The organism is Pseudomonas sp. SWI7, from assembly GCF_006351945.1.
Lineage (GTDB): Bacteria > Pseudomonadota > Gammaproteobacteria > Pseudomonadales > Pseudomonadaceae > Aquipseudomonas > Aquipseudomonas fulva.
The window spans coordinates 932075-958851 of record NZ_CP040930.1; the positions used below are offsets into that span (position 1 = coordinate 932075).

21 protein-coding genes and 3 pseudogenes are annotated in these 26777 nt (G+C 61.0%); 11 read left to right on the forward strand and 13 right to left on the reverse strand.

What is annotated here, in order from left to right:
- Nucleotides 1-145 precede the first annotated feature (145 nt).
- A pseudogene (locus FH041_RS04120) lies at nucleotides 146-653 on the reverse strand (transposase); the annotation flags it as partial.
- A 421-nt stretch (nucleotides 654-1074) separates the two neighbouring features.
- Between FH041_RS04120 and FH041_RS04125 the strand changes: the two are divergent.
- Nucleotides 1075-1710 (forward strand): hypothetical protein, encoded by a 636-nt coding sequence (locus tag FH041_RS04125; RefSeq protein WP_088523162.1) that lies wholly within the window; start codon nucleotides 1075-1077, stop codon nucleotides 1708-1710.
- A gap of 45 nt (nucleotides 1711-1755) precedes the next feature.
- On the opposite strand, the gene FH041_RS04130 is transcribed toward FH041_RS04125, so the two are convergent.
- A complete protein-coding gene (locus FH041_RS04130; RefSeq protein WP_088523163.1) occupies nucleotides 1756-2301 on the reverse strand; it encodes a hypothetical protein in 546 nt (181 codons plus the stop codon).
- Between the two features lie 299 nt (nucleotides 2302-2600).
- Here FH041_RS04130 and FH041_RS04135 point away from each other — a divergent pair, with 299 nt between their 5' ends.
- Nucleotides 2601-3239 (forward strand): TetR family transcriptional regulator, encoded by a 639-nt coding sequence (locus FH041_RS04135; protein ID WP_027916162.1) that lies wholly within the window; start codon nucleotides 2601-2603, stop codon nucleotides 3237-3239.
- A 2-nt stretch (nucleotides 3240-3241) separates the two neighbouring features.
- Here FH041_RS04135 and FH041_RS04140 read toward each other — a convergent pair whose 3' ends face one another.
- The 4 genes from FH041_RS04140 to FH041_RS04155 form a co-directional block, all read right to left on the reverse strand.
- Complete coding sequence (locus FH041_RS04140) at nucleotides 3242-6805, reverse strand: molybdopterin cofactor-binding domain-containing protein (protein ID WP_140174216.1); 3564 nt, start codon at nucleotides 6803-6805, stop codon at nucleotides 3242-3244.
- Nucleotides 6802-7275: a (2Fe-2S)-binding protein gene (locus FH041_RS04145; RefSeq protein ID WP_049695776.1), complete on the reverse strand. Its 474-nt coding sequence runs from the start codon at nucleotides 7273-7275 to the stop codon at nucleotides 6802-6804. The genes FH041_RS04140 and FH041_RS04145 overlap by 4 nt, the downstream gene beginning before the upstream one ends.
- A gap of 195 nt (nucleotides 7276-7470) precedes the next feature.
- The gene (locus FH041_RS04150) at nucleotides 7471-7947 is read right to left on the reverse strand and encodes a MarR family winged helix-turn-helix transcriptional regulator (protein WP_028686519.1); all 477 of its coding nucleotides are present in this window, start codon (nucleotides 7945-7947) and stop codon (nucleotides 7471-7473) included.
- A 69-nt stretch (nucleotides 7948-8016) separates the two neighbouring features.
- Complete coding sequence (locus FH041_RS04155) at nucleotides 8017-9069, reverse strand: 2,5-dihydroxypyridine 5,6-dioxygenase (RefSeq protein WP_028686518.1); 1053 nt, start codon at nucleotides 9067-9069, stop codon at nucleotides 8017-8019.
- Between the two features lie 326 nt (nucleotides 9070-9395).
- Here FH041_RS04155 and nicC point away from each other — a divergent pair, with 326 nt between their 5' ends.
- The 7 genes from nicC (at nucleotide 9396) to FH041_RS04190 (ending at nucleotide 18126) form a co-directional block, all read left to right on the forward strand.
- On the forward strand, nucleotides 9396-10544 hold the full coding sequence (gene nicC, locus FH041_RS04160) for a 6-hydroxynicotinate 3-monooxygenase (RefSeq protein ID WP_027916157.1): 1149 nt from the start codon (nucleotides 9396-9398) through the stop codon (nucleotides 10542-10544).
- Complete coding sequence (gene nicD / locus FH041_RS04165) at nucleotides 10541-11347, forward strand: N-formylmaleamate deformylase (RefSeq protein WP_027916156.1); 807 nt, start codon at nucleotides 10541-10543, stop codon at nucleotides 11345-11347. The genes nicC and nicD overlap by 4 nt, the downstream gene beginning before the upstream one ends.
- 13 nt (nucleotides 11348-11360) lie before the next feature.
- Nucleotides 11361-12113 carry an Asp/Glu racemase gene (locus FH041_RS04170; protein ID WP_128610396.1) on the forward strand — a complete coding sequence of 251 codons (753 nt, stop codon included), beginning with the start codon at nucleotides 11361-11363 and terminating at the stop codon, nucleotides 12111-12113.
- A 15-nt stretch (nucleotides 12114-12128) separates the two neighbouring features.
- A complete protein-coding gene (locus FH041_RS04175; RefSeq protein WP_027916154.1) occupies nucleotides 12129-12770 on the forward strand; it encodes an N-carbamoylsarcosine amidohydrolase in 642 nt (213 codons plus the stop codon).
- A 209-nt stretch (nucleotides 12771-12979) separates the two neighbouring features.
- Nucleotides 12980-14293 (forward strand): MFS transporter, encoded by a 1314-nt coding sequence (locus tag FH041_RS04180; RefSeq protein ID WP_049695779.1) that lies wholly within the window; start codon nucleotides 12980-12982, stop codon nucleotides 14291-14293.
- 135 nt (nucleotides 14294-14428) lie between these two features.
- Entirely contained in the window at nucleotides 14429-15721 is a 1293-nt protein-coding gene (locus FH041_RS04185) for an OprD family porin (RefSeq protein ID WP_128610397.1), read from the forward strand.
- Between the two features lie 188 nt (nucleotides 15722-15909).
- A complete protein-coding gene (locus tag FH041_RS04190) occupies nucleotides 15910-18126 on the forward strand; it encodes a TonB-dependent siderophore receptor (RefSeq protein WP_028686513.1) in 2217 nt (738 codons plus the stop codon).
- Between the two features lie 116 nt (nucleotides 18127-18242).
- Here the strand turns inward: FH041_RS04190 and FH041_RS04195 are convergent, their stop codons facing one another.
- The 4 genes and pseudogenes from FH041_RS04195 to FH041_RS04205 all read right to left on the reverse strand — a co-directional run bounded on the left by FH041_RS04195 (nucleotide 18243) and on the right by FH041_RS04205 (nucleotide 21209).
- Entirely contained in the window at nucleotides 18243-18770 is a 528-nt protein-coding gene (locus tag FH041_RS04195; RefSeq protein WP_027916150.1) for a ProQ/FinO family protein, read from the reverse strand.
- 220 nt (nucleotides 18771-18990) lie between these two features.
- Nucleotides 18991-19992 (reverse strand): annotated as a pseudogene (locus FH041_RS23175) (methyl-accepting chemotaxis protein); the annotation flags it as partial.
- Between the two features lie 141 nt (nucleotides 19993-20133).
- A pseudogene (locus FH041_RS23180) lies at nucleotides 20134-20616 on the reverse strand (MCP four helix bundle domain-containing protein); the annotation flags it as partial.
- Between the two features lie 407 nt (nucleotides 20617-21023).
- Nucleotides 21024-21209 carry a hypothetical protein gene (locus FH041_RS04205; RefSeq protein ID WP_027916148.1) on the reverse strand — a complete coding sequence of 62 codons (186 nt, stop codon included), beginning with the start codon at nucleotides 21207-21209 and terminating at the stop codon, nucleotides 21024-21026.
- A 211-nt stretch (nucleotides 21210-21420) separates the two neighbouring features.
- Between FH041_RS04205 and FH041_RS04210 the strand changes: the two genes are divergently transcribed.
- Complete coding sequence (locus FH041_RS04210) at nucleotides 21421-21774, forward strand: SH3 domain-containing protein (protein ID WP_027916147.1); 354 nt, start codon at nucleotides 21421-21423, stop codon at nucleotides 21772-21774.
- A gap of 657 nt (nucleotides 21775-22431) precedes the next feature.
- Here FH041_RS04210 and FH041_RS04220 read toward each other — a convergent pair.
- The 3 genes from FH041_RS04220 to FH041_RS04230 all read right to left on the reverse strand — a co-directional run bounded on the left by FH041_RS04220 (nucleotide 22432) and on the right by FH041_RS04230 (nucleotide 26248).
- Entirely contained in the window at nucleotides 22432-23853 is a 1422-nt protein-coding gene (locus tag FH041_RS04220) for a GGDEF domain-containing protein (protein WP_027916146.1), read from the reverse strand.
- Between the two features lie 119 nt (nucleotides 23854-23972).
- Complete coding sequence (locus tag FH041_RS04225) at nucleotides 23973-25802, reverse strand: SLC13 family permease (RefSeq protein WP_049695783.1); 1830 nt, start codon at nucleotides 25800-25802, stop codon at nucleotides 23973-23975.
- Nucleotides 25803-25960: 158 nt separating this feature from the next.
- Nucleotides 25961-26248, reverse strand: coding sequence for an RcnB family protein (locus FH041_RS04230; protein ID WP_027916144.1), 288 nt, complete (start codon nucleotides 26246-26248; stop codon nucleotides 25961-25963).
- 117 nt (nucleotides 26249-26365) lie between these two features.
- Between FH041_RS04230 and FH041_RS04235 the strand changes: the two genes are divergently transcribed.
- The gene (locus FH041_RS04235) at nucleotides 26366-26716 is read left to right on the forward strand and encodes a hypothetical protein (protein ID WP_023535507.1); all 351 of its coding nucleotides are present in this window, start codon (nucleotides 26366-26368) and stop codon (nucleotides 26714-26716) included.
- Nucleotides 26717-26777 lie beyond the last annotated feature (61 nt).

A 26777-nucleotide genomic window follows, 5' to 3' on the forward strand; every position in this document is an offset into this window, starting at 1 on the left:
GTACTCGTTGACCGTTTATGTAGACGGGAGTGTCAGTTTTTGTGTCTGTGGGCTGGTAGCGGCCTGCCGTCAGGCAGGCCCTGATTTTCACCAGGTTGGCCTGATGAATCTATCCCCGTACAAAATCGCGAATTGATTCATCGCCGCCCAGCGCCAGGTAAATGGCCTTAATACGCACCAAGCCTTCCTCACGGATCTTCACCGGCAGTGCATCCAAGAAAATGCCCGGGTACATAGGCTCAAGCGGCCGCTGCTGCCACGCACCAATTTCTGCAATGACCTTGGTGGTCACAGAGATAATGAAATCGGGTGAAACGTCCGTCCCGTACTGCTCGGACAGAAAGGCGCGGATCTCTATGACCCTCATTCCACGCGCATACATGGCGATAATCTAGTCATCGAAACCCGTGTAACGCCGCTCATGCTTGAGGATCAGAATGGGCGCAAGACTGCCGTCTCAATCCCGGGGGATTTCCAGCCGCAATGGGCCGTCCCCGGCTATGACGGTCTTGCCGCTCCTGCCATTAGGTTGATTGGTTTCATCCTCTGGGCGCTGCGCGCCCGGCGGATTGACCCAGCTCGGTACTCTGGGCGCGTTCGATCAGGGCCTTCATGAACGCCGCAGACGCATCCTCGATAGCTGCAGCAGTCATCAGGCGCTTACCGATCGCCGGTTGGGCATGCGCTTCGAGGCGCTTGCACAACGTTATGCAGCGATGGTTTGGCTGGCTTGCGCCATGCGGTGTCTACGATGCCTGATTTCGTACAGTGCCTAGAGCTGCTCGTCGAATGCTGATGGCGGAGTATAGAAAACACGCGGACATCCATTGACTCCTTAGTGGTAGAAACGCGGGATTCTCAAGAAGAATAGGGCGGCTGTCACCCCTCGAAGGTGGCTTTAGCTGGTGTCTTCGAGGAAGGACGCGCAGGCGTTCAGCGCAGCGGTTGCACTGGCGGTGCATCGGAGCGCAGTCGAAGTGAATGAGAACTTGCTGTTGGCGGGGGCAGGGTTGCCGCTAGAATTGCCAGCCCTTCGTTGGAAGGCGTTTCATCAATCAAGCAAGGAAGTCTGAAATGCGAATTGGAAAGGCCGTAGTCTTGACCTTGGCGTTGAGCCTCGGTGGTTGTGCCAGTTTCACCAAGGATGAAGTGGCACCGGTAGATTTGCCATCCATGGCCAGCTATTCAAACAAACCGAACGTCTATGTGGATTTTGACTTTTTCCAAGGCGACCCTGGCAATGCCAAGGCAACGGAAGTGCCGCAGGCCCGCGACATGCTAAAGCCCGAGCTCAAGCGTGTTCTCGACGAGTCAGAATTGTTTGGTCGAGTGACGTTCGACGAGTTTCAAAAACAGCCCGGCGACTACAGCTTGCGGCTGAAGGTCTACAACCATACCCCCAGTGGTGGGCAGATGGTGCTGGCTTTCATCAGTGGCTTGACGTTGACCATTATTCCGGCGCTCGCTACCGATCAGTACACCATGAGCCTGGAGACATTGGATGACAAGGGCCAGTCGCTGGGCCAAACCAAAAATCACGATGCCATCAATACTTGGATAGGTATCTGGTTCTTGCCATTGGCAGGCAATACCCCCAAAGCCGCAGTCACCGATACCTTCAGCCGGCAAGTAAGCGCGTTGTTGAAGAATTGGGTTGACGCGAATCGTACGAAGTACTCAGCGCTCGATGCAGGCGTGCCTCGCACCTGAAAGTGAGTAGCGGAAGGGGCCGCAGTCGCGGCGCCTCTCTGTCGATCACTTCAATGCCTGAACGAACTGGGGGTCGCTGTACAAGGTCTTCAGCAAATCCTGCAACATGAGATTGTAGTTGTTTGCGGCAGCGGGAATTGCAATCGGGCCGAAGAAACTGCTATCCCAGTCCCGCTCCACACATTTGGTTGTCTCGTAGAGCACCTGGTCGCCTTTACGCACTGTGAAGTGAGCAGCCAATGCTCCGTGACCGTTGGCTACGCCCGAGTTGAGCTGGCTTTTGATCAGTTGTACCTGCAGCTGCCTATCAGCGCGCGGGTCAAGCAGGCCCGCGTGGCGGAGTTCATCGTTGATCGCCGCTTGAATGTGCAGAGGCACGCTGCCCTCAGGTGAAGATATCGGGTTCAGACGCACCCTCAAAGAATCTTGGCCAGAATCAGCTTGCACCTGCGCATCGCGCAATGGCTGCATGGGGGCATGCTGTTTCAGCTGCTGCACATTCTGAAAGTTGGGTTCATAGCGGGCCATGGTTACACCACAGCCCTGCAACAGCAGTGCGAAGACGGGAAGGGCGAGATACAGCTTTTTCACGGCAGATCCTTGCGTGAGAGAGGAGGAGGCATTATCGAGACGTAGCACCCCCCCCAGCAAGCGAGCTGATAGATACTGGGAGCAGGGTTGTCCTAGCGCCTCAAAGCTTCTAAGAACGGGAGCTAACTCCAAGCACCCTTAAGGTCAGCATCGGCAGAAACGAGCTGACCTTAAGTAGTGAAACAATCTGACATAGACGGACGTTTACCGCTCATCATCTTCAACCCCGCCCGAAAACTCGCGCATCAGGCACCATCTATGGCAGTGTGGACCCTCTGCCCAGCACCTCAGGGACCTCCATGCAAACGCGCAAAACCGGTATCCGTGCCCAACAGGCCGACCGCACCCGGGACAACATCCTCAAGGCTGCCGTACAGGTCTTCAGCAGGGAAGGCTTCGCCGGTGGGCGCGTCGAGCAGATTTCCAGCCTGGCGAAATCCAACGACCGAATGATCTACTACTACTTCGGCAACAAGGAAAAGCTGTTCATCAGTGTGCTGGAGCACATCTATGCCAGCTTCAACCAGGCCGAAGCCGGGCTGCAGCTGGACTTGGCCAACCCTGAACAGGCGGTGCGTGCGCTGGTGGCATTCATTTGGGATTATTACGTGCAACACCCCGAATTCGTCACCCTGCTGGCCACTGAGAACCTTCACCAAGGCGAGCATGCGCGCAAGTCGCAAAACCTCAAGGCCTTGTCGGGCGAAGCGGTTGGCGTGCTGCGGCCGATCATCGACGCGGGCCAGGCCAAGGGCCTGTTTCGCGACGACATCGACATCACCCACGCCTACCTGATGATTGCTTCGCTCTGCTATTTCTATAACTCCAACCGCCATACGCTCAGTTCGTTCTTGGCCGTGGACCTGGCAGACCCCAAGGCCAAGGCCGACTGGTTGGCGTTCATCAGTGACCTTGTCCTGCGCGGTCTGCGCCGCTGACCTCAATGGCTGCCTGGGTTGGCGCGAACCTGCGCGGCCGTGGCGGCGAGCCCTTGCCAGGCGGGCTTGTCACCTGCAAAACGCTGGCGCAGGTACGCCGCAAGATCGGCTACCTGTCGGTCCGACAAGCTGTCCTTGAAGCCTGGCATGTAGCCCAGGTCACGGGTGGCGGGGGTAGGAATGCCATGCAGTATCACCCGCAGCAGATTGTCTGGCAGGTCGCTGTGAACGTTGCTGTTCACCGCCATCGACGGGCTGACGCCGAACAGTTTCGGCCCCAGTCCATCGCTGTGGCAGGCCATGCAGGCGCCTTTGAACACGCGTTCGCCATTGCTCAATGAAACGTGTGTTTCAGCCGGCTGCGGTGCCTTGGTCGCCTGCGACTGAGGTTCGCCATCGAGTGAGCCGAGGTAATGGGCGATGGCACGCACGTCGCTTTTGGGCAGCGTCGCCAGCTCGCTGACCACCGGGCCCATGGGGCCGGCCGCCACACCGTGTTTGTCAGAAAATCCGGTACTCAGGTAGTTGAACAACTCGTCTTCGGTCCACGGGGTGGATGATTTACCCAACGCATTGAGGGCCGGTGCTTCCCAGCCATCGACCATCCCGCCGGCCAGGTAGCTGCTGCCAGCTTTCTCGGCGCCCATCAGGTTGCGCGGCGAATGGCACGCCGTGCAGTGACCGAGACCGTCGACAAGGTAGGCGCCGCGGTTCCACTGATCGCTGCGCTGCGGGTCGGCCTGATATTCACCGCGCTGCAGAAACAGGGCGTTCCAGCCAGCCATCAGCGGTCGCTGGTTGAACGGGAAGCGCATCTGGTTGGCGGGCGCTTGCTGGCGTACCGGGGTCTGCGACATCAGGTAGGCATACAGCGCTTGCATGTCGGCGTCGTTGATGACGCGGAACGAGGTGTAGGGAAACGCGGGGTACAGGTGACGGCCGTCACGGCTGATGCCTTCGCGCATGGCCCGTTCGAAGGCGGCGAATGACCAGCGGCCAATGCCGGTTTCCGGATCGGGCGTGATGTTGGTGGTGTGGAGCGTGCCGAAGGGCGTGTGCATGGCCAACCCGCCGGCATTGACCTTGCCGCCGCTGACGGTATGGCACACGGCGCAGTCGCCGGCCGCTGCCACCTGGCGCCCGCGTTCGAGCATCGCGGCGCTCCAGCTGCCAGCACCGGGCGGGGTGACCGGTGCGATTTCACTGCGCCAGGGCAGGGCGGTGGCAAGCATGCCCAGGGCTGCGCCCAACACCCCAGCCAGGCCGCCGAACCACCACTTTGAGCGTTTGCTTGCAGGCTGCGCCGGGGCCGAGGGCCCAGGCCCCTGGTCATTGGCGCCAAGGGCGGCGCGCACCCGTTCGGCCGTGATCGGCAGCTCGCGAAAGCGGATGCCGGTGGCATCGAAGATGGCGTTGGCAATGGCAGCGGCGCTGGGTACCGAAGCGGATTCGCCGCTGCCCATCGGTGCTTCGTGCTGACGCGGCAGCATCATCACGTCGATGGCAGGCAGCTCGGGGAAGGTCAGGATCGGGTAGCCGCCCCATTCCTTGCTGGCCACGGTCGACGCTTCGAAGCTGACTTGCTCCTTGAGTACGCGGCTGGTGGACTGAATGACATTGCCGTGGATCTGGTGGCGCACGCCTTCGGGGTTGACCATCATCCCGGCGTCATGCCCGATCACCACGCGGGTGACGGCGACTTCACCGGTACGCCGGTCAACGGCCACGTCAGCCACCCACGCCGCCCATGCGGCGCCAAAGCCTGGGAATTTACTGTGGATGTAGCGCGCATAGGCAAAGCCGCGCCCGCGCAGTACGTCACCTTCGCCCTGGCTCTGCATGGGCTGGGTATGCGGCTGCCAGTCGGCGCGGGCGGCGGTGGCCTTGACCAGGTCGATGGCACGCGGGTCGGACAAGTGCTTGAGCCGATATTCCACCGGATCGACACCCGCTGCGAACGCCAGCTCATCGATGTACGATTCGTGGGCAAAGCTGTTGGGCATGGCCGACACACCGCGCATCCACGAAGCGCGCACCAACGGCGTCATGTCGTTGATGGTCACGCGCATGTGTTCGTAGTCATACGGTGGAATCGACGTGCGGTCGCCCATTTCGAACAAGGCCGGTACCGGCTCCACCGCGCCAGTGAGCAGCAGGGCCAGGGTCGGCGCGCCGTTGGACGGATAGCTGGTCTGGAAGTCATAGGCAGCCACGCTGCCATCTTCGTTCAGGCCGCCGTCGATCTCCATCAATTGTGCAGTGCCTTTGGGTTCCCAGGCGTGTTCCTGCTCGCGGGTCAGCTGTACCCGCACGGGGCGTAGCACAGCACGCGACAGCAGCACGGCGTCGGCGCAGACATCGTCGGCGCAGTTACGGCCGTAGCAACCGGCAGCCTCCATGCGGATGATTTCGATGCGCTCCTCGCCGCAGGCCAGCAGCCAGGCCAGATCAGCGCGCAGCAGGTGTGGGTTTTGGGTGCCAGACCACACGCGGATCTGCCCAGGCGTGTAGTCGGCCAGCGCGCATGATGGGCCAATCGAAGCATGCAGCTGATACGGCCATAGATAGGTACGGCTCAGGCGCTGACTGGCATTGGCAAGGCCTGCATCGACATCGCCCTGGTCCAGCACCGTGCGCTGGACCCTCGGGTTGTCGCGGATGGCCTGGGCCACATCGCTCAGGTCGGGCAGCTTGCCGGTAAAGGGCTTCCAGCTGATTTTCAGGTCTTGCGCGGCACGAATGGCCTGCTCCTCGCGCTCGGCAACCACGCCGACGAAATCGCGGATCACGACCACGGCCACGACGCCGGGTACGTGGGCGATGGATGACTCATCGACGGCCAGCAGGCTGTTGCCAACGAAGTCGCCGCTGTCATGGCCAGCATAGGGCGGACGGATCACTCGCCCGTGCAGCATGTCGGGCAGGCGCATGTCGTGAACGTAGGTCAGTTCACCCGTGGCCTTGCCGGGAATGTCCACGCGGGCAGTGCTGCGCCCGACCAAGGTGTAGTCTTCGATGGGCTTGAGCGGCGCATCCTCGGCAATGTGCAGTTGCTGGTTTTCCCCTTTTACCAGTTCGGCATAACTCAGTGCAGTGCCGTCGTCGGTGAGGACCGTGCCTTCTTCGATGCGCAGCGACTCGGGCTCGCACCCAAGGCGCAGTGCCGCCCGTTGCAGCAAATGACGGCGCGCAGTCGCCGCAGCCTTGCGCAACGGCACGGCTGAAATCTGCAGGGTGGCGCTGGCGATGGTCGCGCCTTGGTTGGGCGCCCGCTCGGTGTCGCCCAGCACCATGTGCACCTGGTCCATGCGCAGGTTCAACTCTTCGGCGACGATCTGCGCCAGCGAGGTGCGGATACCGGTACCCAGGTCAACGTGACCATTGAAGGCATAGACCCTGCCGTCGTCACAGACGGCGATGAACAGCGCCAGTTCGCGCTCCCGGGGCTCGGGCGTCACACCCTTGGCCACCGGGCCGGAAGGCGGTGTGATCTGATCGACGATCAGCAGCACCCCAGTCTTGGCCAGCAGTTGGTCACGGCTGGGCACCTGTTGCGAGTGGTTCATGCTTTTCTCCGGGTGTCGGCGGCGCGGCGCACGGCGCGCAGGATTTCGACGTGAGTGCCGCAGCGGCACAGGTTGCCGGACAGTTCGTTGCGAATCTGTTCGTCGCTCGGCTGGGGGATTCGATTGAGCAGGGCCGTGGCGGTCATGATCATGCCGTTCATGCAGTAGCCGCATTGGGCTGCCTGCTCGTCGATGAACGCCTGCTGCACAGGGTGCGGCGCGCGCTTGCAGCCCAGCCCTTCAAGGGTGGTGATCTCCCGGCCGACGGCTCCGGCCAGGGGGATGATGCAGGAGCGGGCGGCCATGCCGTCGATGATCACCGTACATGCCCCGCACTCACCCAGGCCGCAGCCGTACTTGGGGCCGTTCAGGCACAGGTCGTTGCGCAGGATCAGCAGCAAGGGCGTTTCAGGCAGGGCGTCGACTTCGAACGACTGGCCGTTGACCCGCACGGAGAGGGTTGTTTGCATGGTGGGCTCATCTCTGGAGGTGACTTGCGCTACCGAAGCACCCACAGGGTGCGTGCATTTCGGTAAGTACTCACTACATGAAATGAGCGAGCAAGAAGCAGGCCAGGCATTCGGATGAGCAGGGCATGAAAAATGAGCTCACCGAATCGGTGGCTCAGGCAGGGCGCGCGAAGGGGTGTCCGGCAGTGGTGTGGCTCAGGCCGCGCCGTCGTCGCTGTCGATCATCTTGCGCAGCAGGTACAAGATGGCGACGCGCTCAGCGGCATTGAGGCTGCCCATGCTCAGTTCACTGATCTGCCGGGCGCAGGGAATCATCGCATCGAGCAAGGCCGCGCCGCTGTCGGTGAGCGTGACGATCACCTTGCGCCGGTCTCCCGGGTCTGGCGAGAGCTGCACCAGTTCACGTGCTTTCAGACGCTCGACGATCCCGCGGATGGTCGCCTGGTCCACGGCCGTTGCCTTGATCAACTCGGCCTGAGAGCTGGGGCCGTGATCGCGCAGGGCGCACAGGGTGACGAATTGAATGGAGGTCAACTGTGGGTCGCAAGCCTGCTGCTGGAAGATCGCCGTGTGCCGCTGGTAAGCCTTGCGCAGCAAGTGACCCACCTGTTCGGTAACGTCGTAGGGGGCGGTGTCGTGTGGGGCGCTGCTGGGGGGAGTCGTGTTCGGCATGAGAGGCTTTGGGCTGGTGGAAAGGAGCTGGCCGGCCGCCAATAGCGGAGCGCCCGGCCAGTATAACCGTTATCGCGCCAGCGATTGCTGGGGCGCGACCACGTCCCCGGCCATGACCACGGCCTGATCGTCCAGGTAGATATCGCAGTTGCGCAGCGGGATGTCTAGGTGGCAAGGGGTCTTGCGCTTGCCGCCCACTTCGGTATTCGGGCCTGTGGAGAACAGGAAGTTGCCGTAAAACGCGCGGGCATCCATGCACATCCCGTCGTTGCGGTCGTGCAAGCCCATGGCAGTCCACTGGGCGCGCGGTTGCAAGCCCCAGCCGATGTGCGAGATGCCGTAAACCTCAGGGTCGTTGAAGTACTTGAGGTAGTCGCGCAGGTACTCGGCCTCGAAACCGCCATGAATGCCGGTGATGAAGCCCTTTTCGATTTCGAGCGTGATGCGCTCGCGGCAATAGTTCTTGAACGGCAGGATGATGTCGCCTACATCCAGGACCAGCGTGCCCTCGGCGCTGTCCTCGTTTGGCCAGGTGAACAGAAATCCACTGGGCCAGTGGTCCCAGCGCCCCGGCTCGTCGGCGTAGCCGTACTCGGTGACTGCCGGGTACTGGCCGAGCGGGGCATGGAAGTCGCTGCCAGCCTTGGACCGCACATGCATGCTGCGCGCCTGCTTGAGCAGGGTTTCGGCAGCCAGTACCCGGCGCTTGTCGTCCTCGTTGGGCAGCATGCGCGCCAGCACTTCGGCTGGTTCCACCGCCAGCAGAATGCGGGTGCCGGTCTTGAGAATCTGCTCCTGCTCGGGGGAGTGCAGAAGCATCATCGTGTCGACGATCAGGTCGGCGGCTTCCAGTGCGCGCTGCGCCGCCAGATTGCCGGTAAGTGCCGTGTCCCCGCAGTAGGCGGTCATGTCCCGGCCCATGGCGGTCGGGTGATTGAACGCCGGCAGTTCCACGGCGTAGACCTTCGCCCCTAGTCGCTGCGCCGCTTCCATCGCGGCGTTGACCGTGCGCGGATCGGAGTAATGGCTCTTGAGGACGGCCACGCTCTGGGTGTCGTCCACACGGGACAGCTTCAGTACGTGCTCGAACATCTGGGTCAGTTGTGCATTGCTCACCGGCATTGTGGGTTCTCCTGGGTGGCCTCTGGCGGCATCAAGCGGTGCACCATCGCAGTGCTCGACGCTTTATCTTGGCGCACAAAAAACAGTGTGTACGCCATAACATGAGCGATAAGAGCGCATTCATTCGATCAACGCAAGTGATCTTTGAGACGTTACCAAACAACTCATCTTCCAGTTATGCGGTAACAAACGGCCATGTGGCCGTTCGATCACCCGTTTGAAAATATTTTAGCAAGGCTATTCCTAAGAGTCATTTAAAGTGTATACGCTGTAAATGACTCGCGGCCATGCCGCTTGCCACACATCAGAACAACAGGAGACTCTCCATGCGGGGAAGCCAAAAAATCGCAATCGTCGGCGCGGGTTTGGGTGGGGCGGCAGCAGCAACGTTGCTGCAGCAGGCCGGCTTCGATGTCGAGGTGTACGAACAGGCCCCGGCGTTCACCCGCCTGGGTGCCGGGATCCACATCGGCCCCAACGTCATGAAGATCTTTCGGCGCATGGGGCTGGAGCAGAAGCTGGAACTCATGGGTTCGCACCCGGACTTCTGGTTCAGCCGCGACGGCCAGAGCGGCGATTACCTCTCGCGCATCCCACTGGGTGAGCATGCTCGCCGCGAATACGGTGCGGCCTACATCACCATCCACCGGGGTGACTTGCATGCGCTGCAGATCGATGCCATCAAGCCGGGTACCGTGCACTTCGGCAAACGCCTGGAAAAGATCATCGATGAGGGTGATCAGGTGCGTCTGGACTTCGCCGATGGCACCCACACGGTCGCCGACATCGTCATAGGGGCCGACGGCATCCACTCCAAGATCCGCGAAGAATTGCTCGGTGCCGAAGCGCCGAACTACAGCGGCTGGGTGGCGCACCGTGCGCTGATCCGTGGGGTAAACCTGGCGCAGCATGCCGACGCATTCGAGCCCTGCGTCAAGTGGTGGTCCGAAGACCGGCACATGATGGTCTACTACACCACGGCCAAGCGCGACGAATACTACTTCGTGACCGGTGTGCCCCACGAGGCGTGGGACTTCCAGGGCGCCTACGTGGACAGCAGCCAGGAAGAAATGCGCGCTGCCTTCGAGGGCTATCACCCCACCGTCCAGAAGCTGATCGACGCCACCGAATCGATCACCAAGTGGCCGCTGCGCAATCGCAACCCGCTGCCGCTGTGGAGCCGTGGGCGTCTGGTGATGCTCGGTGACGCCTGTCATCCGATGAAACCGCACATGGCGCAGGGCGCCTGCATGGCCATCGAGGATGCGGCCATGTTGACGCGCTGCCTGCAGGAGACCGGTCTGTCGGACCACCGCACCGCCTTTGCCCTGTACGAGGCCAACCGTAAAGAGCGAGCCTCCCAGGTGCAGTCGGTATCCAACGCCAACACCTGGCTCTATACGCAGGAGGATCCAGCCTGGGTATACGGCTACGACCTGTACGGTCAGCCGCTCAAGAGCGGGGAGGCCGCATGACTACCTTCGTGACTGGCGGTCATGTGAACGCCAATGGTATCCGCCAGCATTACCTGCGCTATGGCGGTAAGGGGCATGCGCTGATCGTGGTGCCAGGGATCACCAGCCCGGCGATTACCTGGGGGTTCGTCGCCGAGCGCCTTGGCCAGCACTTCGATACTTACGTGCTGGATGTGCGCGGGCGTGGTTTGTCGTCAAGCGGCCCCGATCTGGACTACGCCACCGATGCCTGTGCCGCCGACATTCCCGCCTTTGCCGCCGCGCTGGGGCTGGACAGTTATCACTTGGTTGGGCACTCGATGGGCGCACGGTTCGCGATTCGTGCCGCTGCCAACGGCGCGCCAGGCTTGCAGAAGCTGGTGCTGGTCGACCCGCCGGTATCCGGGCCAGGGCGCCGCGCCTACCCAAGCAAGCTGCCCTGGTATGTCGATTCCATTCGCCAGGCCAGCATGGGTATGAGTGGCGAGGACATGCGCACCTATTGCGCCACCTGGAGCGACGAGCAGTTGGCGCTGAGGGCCGAGTGGCTGCACACCTGTTACGAGCCTGCGATCGTGCGGGCCTTCGATGACTTCCACGAGGTAGACATCCATCAGTACCTGCCCGCTGTACGCCAGCCGGCGTTGTTGATGGTGGCTGGGCGTGGCGGGGTAATCGAGCCGTGCGACATCGCCGAAATCCGTGAGCTCAAGCCTGACATTCAGGTCGTACAGGTTGCCAACGCTGGGCACATGATTCCCTGGGACGACCTCGATGGTTTCTTTGCTGCATTCGGCCTCTTCCTCGATCGATCCCTTGCCTGAAGGAGCACGAGACATGACCAAGCTATACCGCATCGGCCAGATCGTGCCGAGTTCCAACACCACCATGGAAACCGAGATACCGGCGATGCTCAACGCGCGCCAAGCCATCCGCCCGGAGCGCTTCACCTTTCATTCCAGCCGCATGCGCATGAAGCAGGTGAGAAAGGAAGAACTGGCGGCCATGGATGCCGAGTCCGACCGCTGCGCGGTGGAGCTGTCCGATGCCAGGGTCGATGTACTGGGCTACGCCTGCCTGGTGGCGATCATGGCCATGGGCCTGGGCTATCACCGGCAATCCGAACAGCGCCTCAGGCAGGCGACTGCCGATAATGATGCACTGGCGCCGGTCATCACCAGTGCCGGAGCGCTGGTCGAAGCCTTGCATGTGATGAAGGCCAAGCGCATCGCCATCGTCGCCCCGTACATGAAGCCGCTGACCGAGCTTGTGGTGAACTATATCCGCGAAGAAGGCTTCGAGGTTCAAGACTGGCGTGCCCTGGAGATTCCCGACAACCTGGCCGTGGCCCGTCACGACCCCGCCAACCTGCCCGGTATCGTCGCCGGCATGAACCTTGAAGGGGTGGATGTGGTGGTCTTGTCGGCCTGCGTGCAGATGCAGTCGTTGCCGGCCGTGGCCAAAGTCGAGGCGCAGACCGGCAAGCCTGTGGTCACCGCTGCCATCGCTACCACCTACGCCATGCTCAAGGCGCTGAACCTCGAGGCGGTGGTGCCAGGTGCCGGCGCCTTGCTGTCGGGCGCTTATTGAAATCGGGAGATGGACATGAGCGAGGCACAAAGTGCTCGGGACAACTATCAGGGTGTATGGGGGCAGCGTATCGGTTTTGGTCGCGCACCGGCGCTGCTGATGATCGACTTCATGCAGGGCTATACCACGCCGGGGGCTGCGCTGTACGCCCCAGGCGTCGTCACGGCAGTGGCGCAGGCCGCGGACCTGCTGGCGCTAGCCCGCGATTGCGGCATCCTGGTGGTGCATACCAACATCCGCTACCAGCCCCCGCATTTTGTCGATGGCGGGGTATGGGTGCGCAAGGCGCCGGTGATGAAGGACATGGTCGAGGGTAACCCCTTGGCGGCGTTCTGCGAGGCCGTTGCCCCACAGCCGGAGGAGGTGGTGCTGAGCAAGCAGTACGCCAGCGCTTTCTTCGGCACCAGCCTGGCGCCGCTGCTGCACGCCCAAGGAGTGGACACCGTGGTCTTGGCCGGCTGCTCCACCAGCGGGTGCATCCGCGCCAGCGCGGTAGATGCGATGCAGCATGGCTTTCGAACCATCGTGGTGCGCGAATGTGTGGGTGATCGCCATGACGACCCGCACCACGCCAACCTGTTCGACATCGACAGTAAGTACGGCGATGTGGTTTCCCGCCAGGAAGCGATGGCGCAATTCAGGCAATTGACCGGCTGACACCGGCAGGCGCCTACCCAATAACAATCAAGGAACGGTGCCGGAAGCACGTTCATGACCGCCTGCTGTCCGGGCGGTCGCCCCGCAGGAGCACTCGGGGTTTTTCAGGCGTGGCCTGGGCATGTCGCGTGTAGCGTGCGACGGTCCTTGTGCGTCGAAAACTGCTGGCCTTAAAAACAACCACAAAGTCGCCCGCCAGGAGACAGGAAATGCCAATTGCGAATGCAACCACGGTCCATAGCGACATTGATCAGGGCACCAAAGCGCTGTACAGCAAGATCACCTGGAGGCTCATTCCCTTCCTGTGCTTTTGCTACCTTGCCGCCTACCTGGACCGTATCAACGTCGGCTTCGCCAAACTGCAGATGCTCGAAGATCTGCAGTTCAGCACCGCCGCCTATGGCCTGGGTGCCGGGCTGTTCTTCGTCGGCTACATCATTTTCGAAGTGCCCAGCAACCTGATTCTGCAGCGCGTCGGTGCCAAGCTGTGGATCGCCCGCATCATGATCACCTGGGGCCTGTTGTCGGCGTGCACCATGTTCGTCAGCACCACCACCCAGTTCTACATCCTGCGGTTTCTGCTCGGCGCGGCCGAAGCAGGGTTTTTGCCAGGGGTACTGTTCTACCTGACCATGTGGTACCCCACTTACCGACGCGGGCGCATCATCGCCCTGTTCATGATCGGGCTGCCGCTGTCGAGCGTGATCGGTGGGCCTATCTCGGGGTGGATCATGGGGCACTTCGATCAGGTCCACGGCCTGCATGGCTGGCAGTGGCTGTTCCTGCTGGAGGCGATCCCCAGCGTGCTGCTCGGCATTCTGACCTTCTGGGCCTTGCCCAATCACTTCCAGCAGGCCAAGTGGTTGTCGAGCCAAGACAAGGCTCAGCTGGCAGCAGACCTTGCCGCCGACGATGCAGAGGGTAAGGACAGCAAGCACAGTTTCCGTGACGGGTTCTTCAACCTCAAGGTGTGGATGCTCGGCGGTATCGATTTCTCGATCCTGCTCAGCGCCTACGCGATGGGCTTCTGGATGCCGACCTTCATCCGCGATGCAGGGGTAAGCGACACGTTCCACATCGGCTTGCTCACTGCCATCCCGAGCCTCGCCGCACTGGCCGGCATGCTGCTGATCGGCGCCAGTTCCGACCGTCACCGTGAGCGTCGTTGGCACATCATCGTCCCATTCATCGTCGGCGCCATCGCCATGGCCAGCAGCACCTTGTTCAGCCAGAACCTGGTCATGACTGTATTCCTGTTCGCAGTCGCCTCGGCCGCGATCATTGGTGCGGTGCCGGTGTTCTTCAGCCTGCCGGCGACTTTCCTGAAAGGAACGGCAGCCGCCACCGGGTTTGCCCTGGCCTGTTCGGTGGCCAACATTGCCGGGCTGGTCAGCAACTCGCTGATGGGCCTGGTCACTGACTGGACCGGTACTTCCCACGCGGCGCTGTGGGTGTTCGCCGGCTGCTTGCTCCTGAGTTGCTTCCTGGTCATCGCCCTGCCAGCGAAGCTGGTCAACCGCTAGCGGTCCAGCGCTTCACGCCCGGTAGGGCAGGCGGGCCGATGCCGGCCTGCCCACCCATTCTCAATGCAATCTGCACGTCGGCGGGCGTTTGTCTCGCCGGTGGATTGCTGTTGCCCGAATTTCAGGAATCGCCCCATGCACGCTTGCACTGCACCGCGTTTTTTCCCGAAGGCACGCCTGGCTGGCGGCTGCATCGCAGCCGCGCTGTGTACCGAGGCACCGGCTGAAGAGGTCGGTTTCATCGAAGGCGCCCGTGCGACCCTCCAGGCTCGCAATTATTTCTTCAGCCGCGACTACGCCGATATCAAAGGAGCAAGCACCCAATCGCGTACTCAGGAGTGGGCGCAGGGCTTCATCCTCAACGCCAGCTCAGGTTATAGCCAGGGCATCATTGGTGCCGGGGTCGATGTGATCGGCCTGTTGGGTTTCAAACTCGACAGCAGCCCCGAACATGCACGCTCAGGCCTACTGCCAAGCCTTGACAGCGGCACGTCCGCCGACCATTACAGCCGCGTGGGCGCGGCGCTCAAGTTCAAGGTTTCCCAAACCGAATTGAAGGTGGGGGAATTAATGCCCAATCTGCCTGTGTTGCTGTTCAGCGACCTGCGCCTGCTGCCACCGACTTATCAGGGCGCAATGCTGGAGTCACATGAGTTTGCTGGGCTGACGCTCAGTGCCGGCCAATTTCGCTCCACCAGCCTGCGCGACTCGTCCAACAGTCAGAAAATGTATGCGCTGGTCAACGACCCCATCAACCCCGCGCGGCTGGCCCGCTTTACCAGTGACCGCTTCAATTACCTGGGCGCCGACTATGCCTTCAACGACAACCGCTCCAGCGTGGGGGTATGGCAGGCGCAGCTGCAGGACATCTACCGGCAGCGATTCTACAGCCTCAAGCACGCCGAGCCCCTAGGTGACTGGACCTTGGGTGTGAATGCCGGCTATTTCCACGCCCGCGAGGATGGGCGCAAGCTTGCCGGCAACTATGATAACCATGCGCTGTTCAGCCTGTTCTCGGCGAGAACGGGCGGGCATACGTTTTACGTGGGCTACCAGCAGATAGGCGGGGAGGACGGTTTCATCCAGGTGGGCGCCAACACCAACCCGATGGGTAATACCCTGCCGACCTACGAGTTCTCGGCGCCTGGGGAGCGTTCCTGGCAGGTGCGGCATGACTACAACTTTGCGGCATGGGGGATCCCCGGGCTGACCTCGACATTGCGTTACGTACAAGGCCGGGACGTCAAAACCGGGCTGGGCTTTGAAGGGCGTGATCGGGAGCGGGATCTGGACCTGGCCTACGTGGTGCAAAGTGGGCCGCTGGAGGGGCTCGGCGTGCGCGTGCGCAATGTGATGGCTCGCTCCAATTACCGAACAGATATCGACGAGAACCGCGTGGTGCTCAGCTATACCATGAAGCTGTTCTAGAGGTTGTAGCGGACACCATCAGGCGAGCACGACAAACGGCCACCTCGGACGTGCACCTGGCCGGCTAAAAGCGACCAGGTGTACAACCCCGCTCAGCTGTAGCGGTTTATGCGATTAATTATCATATGATGATGATTATGATGTAGATTTGCGCGCACGGATTTTCACGCGCAAGGAGTCAGCTCGCAATGCCCCCGTCCATTTCCCATCCCACTACCTTCACCCTCGGCCTGTACGCTTGCTTAATCTGCCCGCCATCCTTTGCCGATACCCAGGCAAGCCAAGACGGCCCCGTGCTGGAGCTGGGCTCAACCGATGTGATTGCTACCGGCCTTGGCAGCGTCACTGAACGCAGTGGCTCCTACACCACCGGTAGCATGAGCGCAGCCACCCGGTTGAATCTCTCGATCAAGGAGACACCCCAATCGGTCTCGGTCATATCCCGCCAGCAGCTGGACGACTTCCAGCTCAACAGCCTGTCCGAGGCCATGGCTCACGTCACGGGAGTTACGGTGCAACGCAATGACTCGGAGCGACCGAGCTACTATTCGCGTGGTTACGCCATCAACAACTTCCAGATCGATGGCATGCTCAACACGTTCTCGGGGCTCAAGTCCGACTCCGACACCATCATCTACGATCGAATCGAAGTCGTGCGTGGGGCCACAGGCTTGACCACAGGTGCAGGCGATCCCTCAGGCACCATCGCAATGGTTCGCAAGCGCCCTACGCACGCGTTGGCGGTAAAGAGTGGTGTAAGTGGTGGCAGTTTCGACAATTACTACAGCTACCTGGACGTGGGTGGCCCGCTGGGCTGGGACGGCCGTCTGCGCGGACGCACCGTGCTGGCGTACCGCGACAACAAGTCGTTCATGGACAAGTATGCCACCCAGCGTGAAGTGGCCTACGGCGTGCTCGAAGCCGACCTGACCCCAAGCACCGTGCTGGCGGTGGGGTATGACTATCAGAACAAGCATGTGCAAGGGTCATCCTGGGGCACGGTACCGTTCTGGAACGCCGACGGCAGCAAAGCCAACTTGCCCCGTTCCACCAACCTCAGTGCGCCCTGGTCTTCCTGGCCGCTCAAAGACCAGACGGTATTCGCTACCCTCGACCAGTATCTGGCCAACGACTGGGTCATGAAGGTGGCGTATACCCACCGGCAAAGCGACAGCGACGGAAAGGTCTACTATGGGGGCAATGGCTTCCCCGAAGCCGACCGTAGCGGCATGCAGGCCTGGTACTCGCACTTCGGGGGCTCCGAGCAGATGGACGCGCTGGACTTCAACCTCGCGGGCCCTTTCCAGTTGTTCGGCCGCAGCCATGATTTCATGATCGGTTACGGCGAGTCGCGACGGCGCGACAGTGAACCCCACCGCCTTGATCTGCCTGTACCCGACGGTTTCGAGACGATTGCCGATTGGAAGTACATGGGGGCCACACCTACGTTCTATGACCTCGAAACCGGGCTGGACAGTTCGCGCTCCAGCATTCGTCAGAAGGCCGGCTACATTGCAACACGTCTGAACCCCACGGATCGCCTGCACATCGTGATTGGCAGCCGCTACGGCAGTTGGCAGACGCAACAGCGGGAGTGGGATTACGGTGATGCCCTGCAAGTTACCGATCAGTCCACTACCAAGCAGGTCCAGAATGATCAGTGGACGCCCTATGCCGGCGTACTCTTCGATCTGACCGACCAGTTCACCGCCTATGTCAGTTACACCGATATCTTCAACCCGCAAACCGTGAGAGACGTCAACAAGCAGTACCTGGAGCCCATCGTAGGCAAGGTTTATGAGGTGGGGCTCAAGGGCAGCCTGTTCGCTGACCGCCTGAACCTGAGCACGGCAGTGTTTCGCAGCAAGCAGGACAACGTGGCGGAACAAGACGACTCAGTGCCGCCCAATGGCAACGAAGTATTCTACAAAAGCGGTGGCAAGGGCGTGGTTGTCGAAGGTTACGAGGCTGAAGTCGCAGGCGAGGTGATGACCGGGTGGCAGATGAGCCTGGGCTACAGCTATACGCATGCTGCCACGGCCGAGAAAAAGCGAAAGAACACCGAACAACCCTTGAACCTGGTGCGCTTGTCCAGCACCTATGCCCTAACACCAGCATTGACCGTAGGGGCAAGCCTGGACTGGCAGAGCGACAATTTCAGGCTGGCGAACCGACCGGTAGGGCGCGACGGTGATCGAATCATCACGGCCAAGGACGAGATCGGCCAGAAAGCATTTTCGGTGGTTGGACTGATGGCGCGCTACCGGATCGATGAGCACCTGACTGCTTCTGTCAACGTCAAGAACCTGTTCGACGAGCATTACTACAACAACGTCGGCTTCTACAACGGCGTGTACCACGGTGAGCCACGTACGATGATGGTCAGCCTGGATTGGAGGCTCTGAGGCGATGACCAGGTTGCGCTGTACACTCGGCCAGTCGGCGGCCATGTGATAGCCCGCAGCGCCCATCACCCGCGCACTTGGCGAACGGGCGATGGGCGCTTGCTCAGACCAAGCCTTTACTCAGCGGCCTGTTCCACTGCCGGCTCGTCTGCAGCCTCGCCCTGTGCTGCAGGCGCAGCGGTCTGTGCCTTGGCTTGCGCCCGCTTGCGGCGTTCCTGATTACGCTGCTGGGCCGCCTGACGCTTGGCATGGATCGCCTGGGCGGCGGTCACCACGCCTGCCGGCTCACCGTTAAGGTCCAGGCGCGGGGCGTTTTCCACCATGCTGGTCCAGTAGCGGTTGCCCCGGCACCAGGTGGAAATGCCCAGCTTCAGTTGCTCACGGGTAATGCCCAGCAGCTCCAGGTGTTGCTCGGCATCCTTGAAGATGCCCTCCTTGAGCGGCACTTTCGGCGCAGGGTTGACAGGGAAGGCCAACGGGAAGTGCTTCTGCAGCGGCCAGATGGCGGCCACTGCCGGGTCCAGTTCACGCGGCTTGGTCTTCTGCGGGGGCTTGCGCTTGGCCGGCGCTGGGGCGCTTGCCTGTTGCTGCTCTTTTTCAGCCCGCAGGCGATCCCGTAGCGCTGCCAGTTGTTCAAAGCTCATCGTTCAATTCACTGCTTCAAGGTTGATTGCGTGGTGCAAGGATATGCGATGCAGCCCCGGTGAGCAGCCCAAAAGGCACAAATCGTCGCTTTTTTTACAGAAACCCACGACGGTCTTGCTCCAGGGCAGCGGTATTTGCGTCACACAATGGCGCGAATCCTTGCCCCAGGGGCACGGTGCAAGCTTTCCCGACAGGCCGCTGCCCCTCTGTCATCCAGCCCTAGACCTTGAACTTGGCGACCATCGCGTTCAGGTCCACAGCCAGGCGTGACAACTCCTGGGCGGCGGCGCTGGTCTGGTTCGCGCCGGCCGAGGTCTGCATCGCCAGGTCCCTGATGTTCACCAGGTTTCGATCCACTTCGCGGGCCACCTGGGCCTGCTCTTCGGAGGCGCTGGCGATCACCAGGTTGCGTTGGTTGATGGACGAAATGGCTTCGGCAATCGTGTTCAGTGCCTGGCCTGCGGATTGGGCGATTTCCAGGGTGCCTGACGCCCGCCCTTTGCTGGCGTGCATGGCCCCGACTGCAGACTCGGTGCCCGACTGAATGCCTGTGATCATGCCTTCGATCTCGGCTGTCGATTGCTGGGTTCGGTGCGCCAGCGCCCTGACTTCGTCGGCGACCACGGCAAAACCACGGCCGGCTTCACCGGCGCGCGCAGCCTCGATGGCAGCGTTGAGCGCAAGCAGGTTGGTCTGGCCTGCGATCGAGCCGATGACATCCAGTACCCGGCTGATCTCGTTGGCGCTGGTGGCCAGCTGTTCGATTTCCTGGGAAGTGGTCGTGACATCGCCGACGAGCTGACCAATGGATTGCAGCGCATCATTGACCCGCTGCTGGCCCTCACGGGTGGTCTGGTCTGCACCTTTGGAGGCATCGGCGGTGTTGACGGCATTGCTGGCCACTTCCTCAACCGCTGCGGTCATTTGGTTCACGGCCGTGGCGGCTTGGTCGATTTCGGCGCTTTGCTGATGCAGGCCGCGGCTGGTGTCTTCGGTGACCGTGAACAGCTCTTCGGATGCCGAGGCGAGCTGGTCGGAGGCGGCTGCGATGCCGGCAATCGTCTCGCGCAAGCTGTCTTTCATTCTGGACAAGGCGTGCAGCAACAGCGCGGGTTCGTCGCTACCCGTCACCGTGATGACCTGGTTGAGCTCACCTGAGGCCACCCGCTCGGCAACGGCCACCGCTTCGCTCAAAGGCCGCACGATACTGCGGGTCAGCATAATGGCCAGCGCAATCATCAGTACGATGATGCCCACGATAGTCGCCGTGATAATCGAGAAGGACTGATCATAGGCGTCCGTACTGATCTGGGAGGCGTTGGTTGCGCCGTTGGAATTGTACTGGGTCAGCTCGATCAGCGACTTCATCATTGCGTCGGCGTAGTTGGCCAGTTCACCGTTGACCAGGCGGGTCGCTTCTGCAATGTCGTTCCTGCGTACAGCGTCAAGAATTGCGTCCTGCAACCTATGGTAGGTCTCGCTTCTGGCCAGAAATGCGTCGTACAGGGCCCGGTCTCGTTCTTCTGTCGCTGTTGCCTTGTACGTTTTGATTTGTTCCTGGTAGTGCTTGGAGATGTCCGCGATCTTGTCCAGTGTCGCGGCCCTGGCGCTGGGGCTTTCTTCCAGAACGCTGCGCAAGGTCAGTGCTCGGGCGCGGCCCAGGTTCATGCTGACCTCGTCCAGCAGCATGATTGACGGTAACCATTCGGTGCGCACTTCGTCAGTGGCCTTGTCCATCGTGTGCATGCGGTACAACGATGCCAGCCCCAGGATCAGTACGAGGAGGGCGACCAGCGTAAAGATGACAGCCGCGCGTGTGCCAATTTTCAAGTTCCGAAAATACATGTGTAGCTCCTTGGTGTAGCAATGCTTGCTAGGCTAAGCAAGTCCAGCAGGGTGACCGTGGTAATAAGGCTGCAGCCCTCTCGTTGAAACAGCTATCGGCACCTTGAGCAATAAACTTTAAGAATAAACATAAGCAGTTTACGAACGGCGTAGTTCGCCGTTGGATCGCTCAATTGCCGTGGTTTTCAGCACACCGCGAGCCTGTTCTTATGGTCATTGTGCAGGGTTATTTAGGTAACAATTTATTTCGTATTGATCTGGATCAAGAAAATGCTGATTGGATCGGCCGCAGGTCTTTGAATCGTTCGTCAACATAGGCCTGTTTGAAGGCGCGCGAGTATCGAATGTTAGCTGTGAGCCTTGGAAACAGGCAGCCCCGCCCCTCGTAAGGGCCGAGGCCGCTGGGGCTATTGCAGTGTGTCAGGCTTAAACGCCGCCGGCAGTTGTGCCAGCGTGGTTTCGATTCGCGCTATCGATACCGCCAATGCGCTGGCCTCATCGTACTTGCCTTCGCCTTTGAGCTTGTCTCGCTCGCGGCGCAGGTTCAACAGGGTTTTTTGAAGTCTCAACGCCGGCTCATTGTAGTCGTCCATAGAGTTCTCTTAACGATAGCGTCCTTGCTGTTGTAGGAAAGGCTGACCGTAACAGGTCAGTTCCACCTCATAAACTGATCTTTCATACAGCGAGAACGAAGTCTAAGGAAACCTCCTACATCGCGGGATACATATTCCTACAAAGAGGCTGCGAGGCAGCAACTTCTGCAGCTTCTGCTAGGCTCGAGGGTTTCCGGCCAAGGAGAGGCCTGTGCATTTCATCGTGATCGAGCGGCATCGCAGTGCCTACCGACGCCCTCTGCGTTTCGCTCAAGGCACGCTGCTGGAAGTGGGGCCGCGTTTTGAGAGTGAGCCGGGCATGCAGGACTGGTACCTGTGCAGTTGCACGGGCCAGGAGCCAGGCTGGGTGCCGGAGCAGCTTATCGAGCGCCTGGACTTCAATCAGGGTAGGGCGTTGGATCACTATTGCGCCCACGAGCTGGATGTGGAACCAGGCCAGTTGGTTGAGCGGTTGCGCCTGCTCAACGGCTGGCTATGGTGTCGTCGTCATGGTGATGGGGAGCTGGGGTGGTTACCTGTCGGCAAGCTCCAGCAACTGATGTGAAGGTAAACGACCCCGCGCTACGGTGGACGGCTACGTGGGGCGCCCATTCCTGATCTGATCTGCTTTTTTTCTACAAACCTGAATCTGTAACCATATCAGTGAAGAACGGAAAATAACGTCATTCCGTATCACACTGTCGAGGTTTCAATGAGCAAGCTGGCGCTGTTCCTGGGTGGTTTCCTGCTGTTGACCATCATGATCGGGCTGCTGGGGACCATTCCTCCCAGTTGATCGCATGACCATTTCCCTTTTCAGCCCGCCGGGTTTCCAGTGCCCAGGCGGGCTTGTCGTTTGCGCCGCATTCCAGCGCTATCCCCAGTCAGTCTTCAGGCTCGGCGTTATCACAGCCGCCGATCTGTCCGGCGCATCTGTTCAATGGTCGAAGTGGGATAAGTCGTTCTCCAGGCTGGGAAATCTGTCCACAGAAAAAGTGGGTAGGTCTGTGGATAACGTGCTGTAACCCAAGCCCCCGGCGGGCTCCGTTAAATTGAGCAGAAATTGAGCAACATTTCGTCTGGCTTTTGGACTGCCTAATCGAGCGGAGCCGTCACACATTCTCTTTGCCCAAACCGCCTTATCAACTGGCTTGATGGACCGGCGATGATCTCGAGTTGCCGGGTGAAGCTGCTTGACTTCAGTGAGCGCGCAGCAGAAGCCTCAGATGGCTCGACGCTGCGGCTCAGCTTGCTCCACGCGATTGCGTCCCTTCGCCTTGGCCAGGTAAAGCGCCTTGTCGGCGCTGGCCAGTAGTGTGGTCAGGTCTGGCGTCGGCATGCCTTCGTCGCAGCCTGCCAGACCGATACTGACGGTGATCTGCAAGCGCTGGCCGGCTTGCTCCACCTGAAGGTCCTGAACGGCACGGCGCAGGCGCTCGGCCGTAAATTGCGCCCTGTCCGGTGCAAGCCCTGGCACGATGATCACGAACTCCTCGCCACCCATGCGCGCGAATACTTCGCCGCTGTGCAACTGTTCCTGCAACGCATCGGCGAACTGGCGCAGCACCTGGTCGCCAACGGCGTGCCCGTGGGCATCGTTGATGGACTTGAAGTGATCGATATCCAGCATCATCAGCGTCAGTGGCAGGAATTGCTGATGCTGACGACTCTCCAGCAGCGCGTTTGCACGTCGAGTAAAAGCGCTGCGGCTCAAAGTGCCCGTAAGGTGGTCGGTGGTGGCCTGGTGCGCCAAACGCGCAAGCAGGCTGCGATTGGCCTGGGTCACGCAGGCCACTACCAGCGGCCCCAGTACCAGCATGGCGATGCCCAGGCGCGCCGACATCAGCGCCGTTACACCCGACTCGCTCTGCGGCACGCTGAAGTGCATGAGGCTCTGGGCAACGGCAACGATCAACGTGCTACCGGCTGTCAGCGTCAACAACGAAACCAGGAAGGGCGAGTACGTCCAAGCACACCACAAAAGGGCTGCGATCGGAAACGCGATGGCGCCGGGGCCGCCGAACGCGATGCTGAACGCCAGCGACACCAGCATGACCATCAGGGGCGCAAGGCGAATCCTTTGGCTCCCACCACGCAGCAAGGTACGCGCGGCCGGTGCGGTGAGCATCACCGGCAGCACCAGTACTGCGGTGGAAAACTGCTCGCTGAACCACGCCAGCCACGTGCTGCGCAGGGACTGTTCGAACCAGGGGGCAGCCATCACCGAGGCCAGGCTCGCAGCCACCGAGGCCCCGGCTGCACATGCGCCAAACACACTCAGCACCCCGTGGGGCGTGCGCATGCGCCGATGCAGGCGCGGCAAGCGCGATAGCAATTGCCAAACGGTGACCACGACGCCCATGTTGCACAGGTTGAACCACAGCGCCGGCCCCAGGGCACTCGCACAGAGCAGGTCCGCGCCAACCATGGCCAACCACATCAACACGAAGCCAGCCACAGTTGCCTGGCGTGGATAGCGCAGCAACACGCCTGCCAGTACGGCATTGACTGGCCAGAACAAGGACAGGGATTCGATCGGGCGAGCCAGAATGCCGCCAATGGTAAGCGCGAAGGTCAGGCTGAACAGTGCGGCGTAGGGCAACAAGCGCGATTGGGCTGGAAAAACCATGGGCTCGACCGGCAAGCGGAAACGATATCCAGGACGACCGCTGAACGCACCTGGGGCAATTGCGCATCAGTGTGTTGTTCCGGCTAGTTGATGTCAATCTGCCCAGCTCGAAGCTTTTGCGTATGCCGCCTACTTCACAGCCCGAAGAACCACGGCACCATGACCACCGTGACCCCCATCACCAATAGCGTGAACGGCACCCCTATCTTCACGAAGTCCGCAAATCGGTATTGTCCAGGGCCAAGCACCAGCGTGTTCACCGGCGAAGACACCGGCGTCATGAAGGCCGCCGAGGCCGCCAGCGCCACTGTCATCGCAAAGGGGTAGGGCGACATGCCCAGCTGCGTTGCGGTCGAGATGGCAACCGGTGCCATCAGCACTGCGGTTGCAGTGTTGGAGATAAACAGCCCGATCACTGCCGTGACCGCGAACAGGCAGGCCAGCATGGCGCTGGGCCCGGCGTCGCCCAGCACATTCACCAGCGCCCCGACGGCCAAGTCTATGCCACCGGTTTTCTGCAAGGCTTGGGCAAATGGCAACATGCCTACGATCAGTATCAGGCTTTGCCAATGGATCGAACGGTAGGCGCTGTTCATGTCGATACAACGGCCTGCGCCCATCAACAGGCAACCAATGAACGCTGCCATGACATTGGGCACCGCGCCGCTGACCATCAGGCCAACCATCACCGCGAGGCTCAACAACGCCTGGGGCGCGCGCCGGCGAGCAGGTGCCACCAGGTCGATCTCGGCCGGCAAGCTCAACACCAGAAAATCGCGCGGTTTGCCTTGTAGCTGGCGTACCGCCTTCCACGGCCCGACCACCAGCAGGGTGTCGCCCAGGCGCAGCTTTTCTTCGACCAACTGGTCTTGCACGGCCGCCTGCTCCCGGCGCAAGCCCACCACGTTGAGGTCGTAGCGCGAGCGAAAGCCCAGCTCGAGGATGCTCTTGCCGATCAGTTGCGAGCCCGGTGGCAGGGACACCTCGGCCATGCCTACCTCCTGCGATTGGTCGATGAAGTAGGCGGCCTTGAAGTGCAAGGGTTCCAGTTGCATGGTCTGGCACAGGCTGCGCAAATCGTCGCGGCTGGCAAACAGATCCAGCAGCAGTACATCACCCTGGTGCAGCACGGTATTGGAATCAGGCGAAATGACGCGTGTGGTGAACTTGTGTTGACGTTCGATGCCAATGACATTGGCCCCGTGGCGGGTACGCAGCTCCAGCTCGCCCAAGGTATGGCCGATCAGCGGTGATTGGGGGCGAATGCGCAAGCGACGCTCACGACCATTGAGTTTGTAGTCCAGAACCAGGTCCAGCAAGGTCCGCCGGGTCTCGACACGTCCATCCTTGCGCACCTCGCCATTGAGCCAGTGTCGGGTCAGAAGCATGTAGCCCACACCCAGCACCAGTACCACCAAGCCAAAGGGCGTGAAGCTGAAGAACGAGAAGCCTTGTTCACCATGGCGTACCAGTTCGCTGTGCACCACCACGTTGGGCGGGGTCGCCACCAGGCTGAGCATGCCACTGATCAGGCCGGCAAAACTCAGCGGCATCATCAGGCGGCTGGGCGAGAGTTTCAAACGCGCGGCAATACTCAACACGACCGGTATGAAGATGGCCACTACTCCCGTGGAGCTCATGACCGAGCCCAGGCCGGCCACCGCGACCATCAGCAGTACCAACAGTCGGGCCTCGCTGTTGCCCGCCCGTTCGCTCATCCACTCACCGATGCGATAGGCGATACCGGTGCGCACCAGCCCTTCACCGATGACGAACAGCGCAGCGATTAGCACGACGTTCGGGTCGCTGAAACCTGCGAGCGCCTGTTCGATCGTCAGCACGCCCGACAATGGCAATGCCACGATCACCAGCAGCGCCACGACATCCATGCGTGGACGGTTGATGATGAACAGCACGACGACAATGGCAAGCAGGGCCAGCACCCATGTCAGCTCTAGATTCATCGGGAAAGGTGTTCCTTCACACAGGGCACATGAACGATAGCCGGTAGTGTGCCACCTGAGTGTGAACGAGGTGTTGATGTATTGCAGTGTTTATCGGGGAGGAACGACGCGGGTGCTCGGGCGGGTGTCAGGTACCTGGCACCCGCCCGAGCAATGGATCATTTGGTGCGGATGGCCAGGACCACGCCATTGGTCGTTTGTACGAGGACGTAACGATCGCCCATGCTTACCCAATGGCTTTCCTTCTCCGGTGCCGGCAGGCCTTTGGCTTTCCAGTCCTTGATGGCCTCATTGTCGCGCTTGTATTGATCCGGGGCTTTGTCGCCTTCTTTCAGTTCACGGTTGTGGGTGGCCGAATTCTGCACGCTATCGTCGGTAGACGTCGCTGCAGTGGCGACCATGGGTAGGCAGGGCAGGGCAGCGAGGAGCAGGTAGTGCAGTTTCATGGCGGTTTCCTTGTTGCGTGGTGTTTGTGCTAAGACAGCGAAAGTCGCGCCACAATTCACTCTCGTGCATGCCAGTGCTAGAGTCGCCTCCTTCTTAAATGATTTCGAGGATGGACCATGCGTGTGATTCTGCCCGTGGCCGCAGCCGTGCTGCTGGTCGGTTGTGCTTCTGCGACCATGGATGCGGCCCGTAGCGGCCAACCCACTACGCACATGAATTCGCGCAAGGCGCCTGAACGCGTTGCCCAGTGCATCCAGTACGGGTGGCAGGAAGAGCGTGTGTTCGGCCAGGACGCCAGCGGCTACCTGGAGCCGCGCAAGCAAGGTGGCTTTACCGTCTATACCCGCGAGGCCGAAACGTTCGTCGATGTCTACCCGCAGGACGGCGGTGCGCGTGTCGATTACTACACCCAGAACGACAACGGCGTCTCGTTGCAGCGCCGGGCGGCGGCTGCAACCTGTCTTTGACGGGCAAGGGGCGAGCCAGGGCTTTACACTTTTTAGCATCCGAACGCTGTCAGGTGTGTGG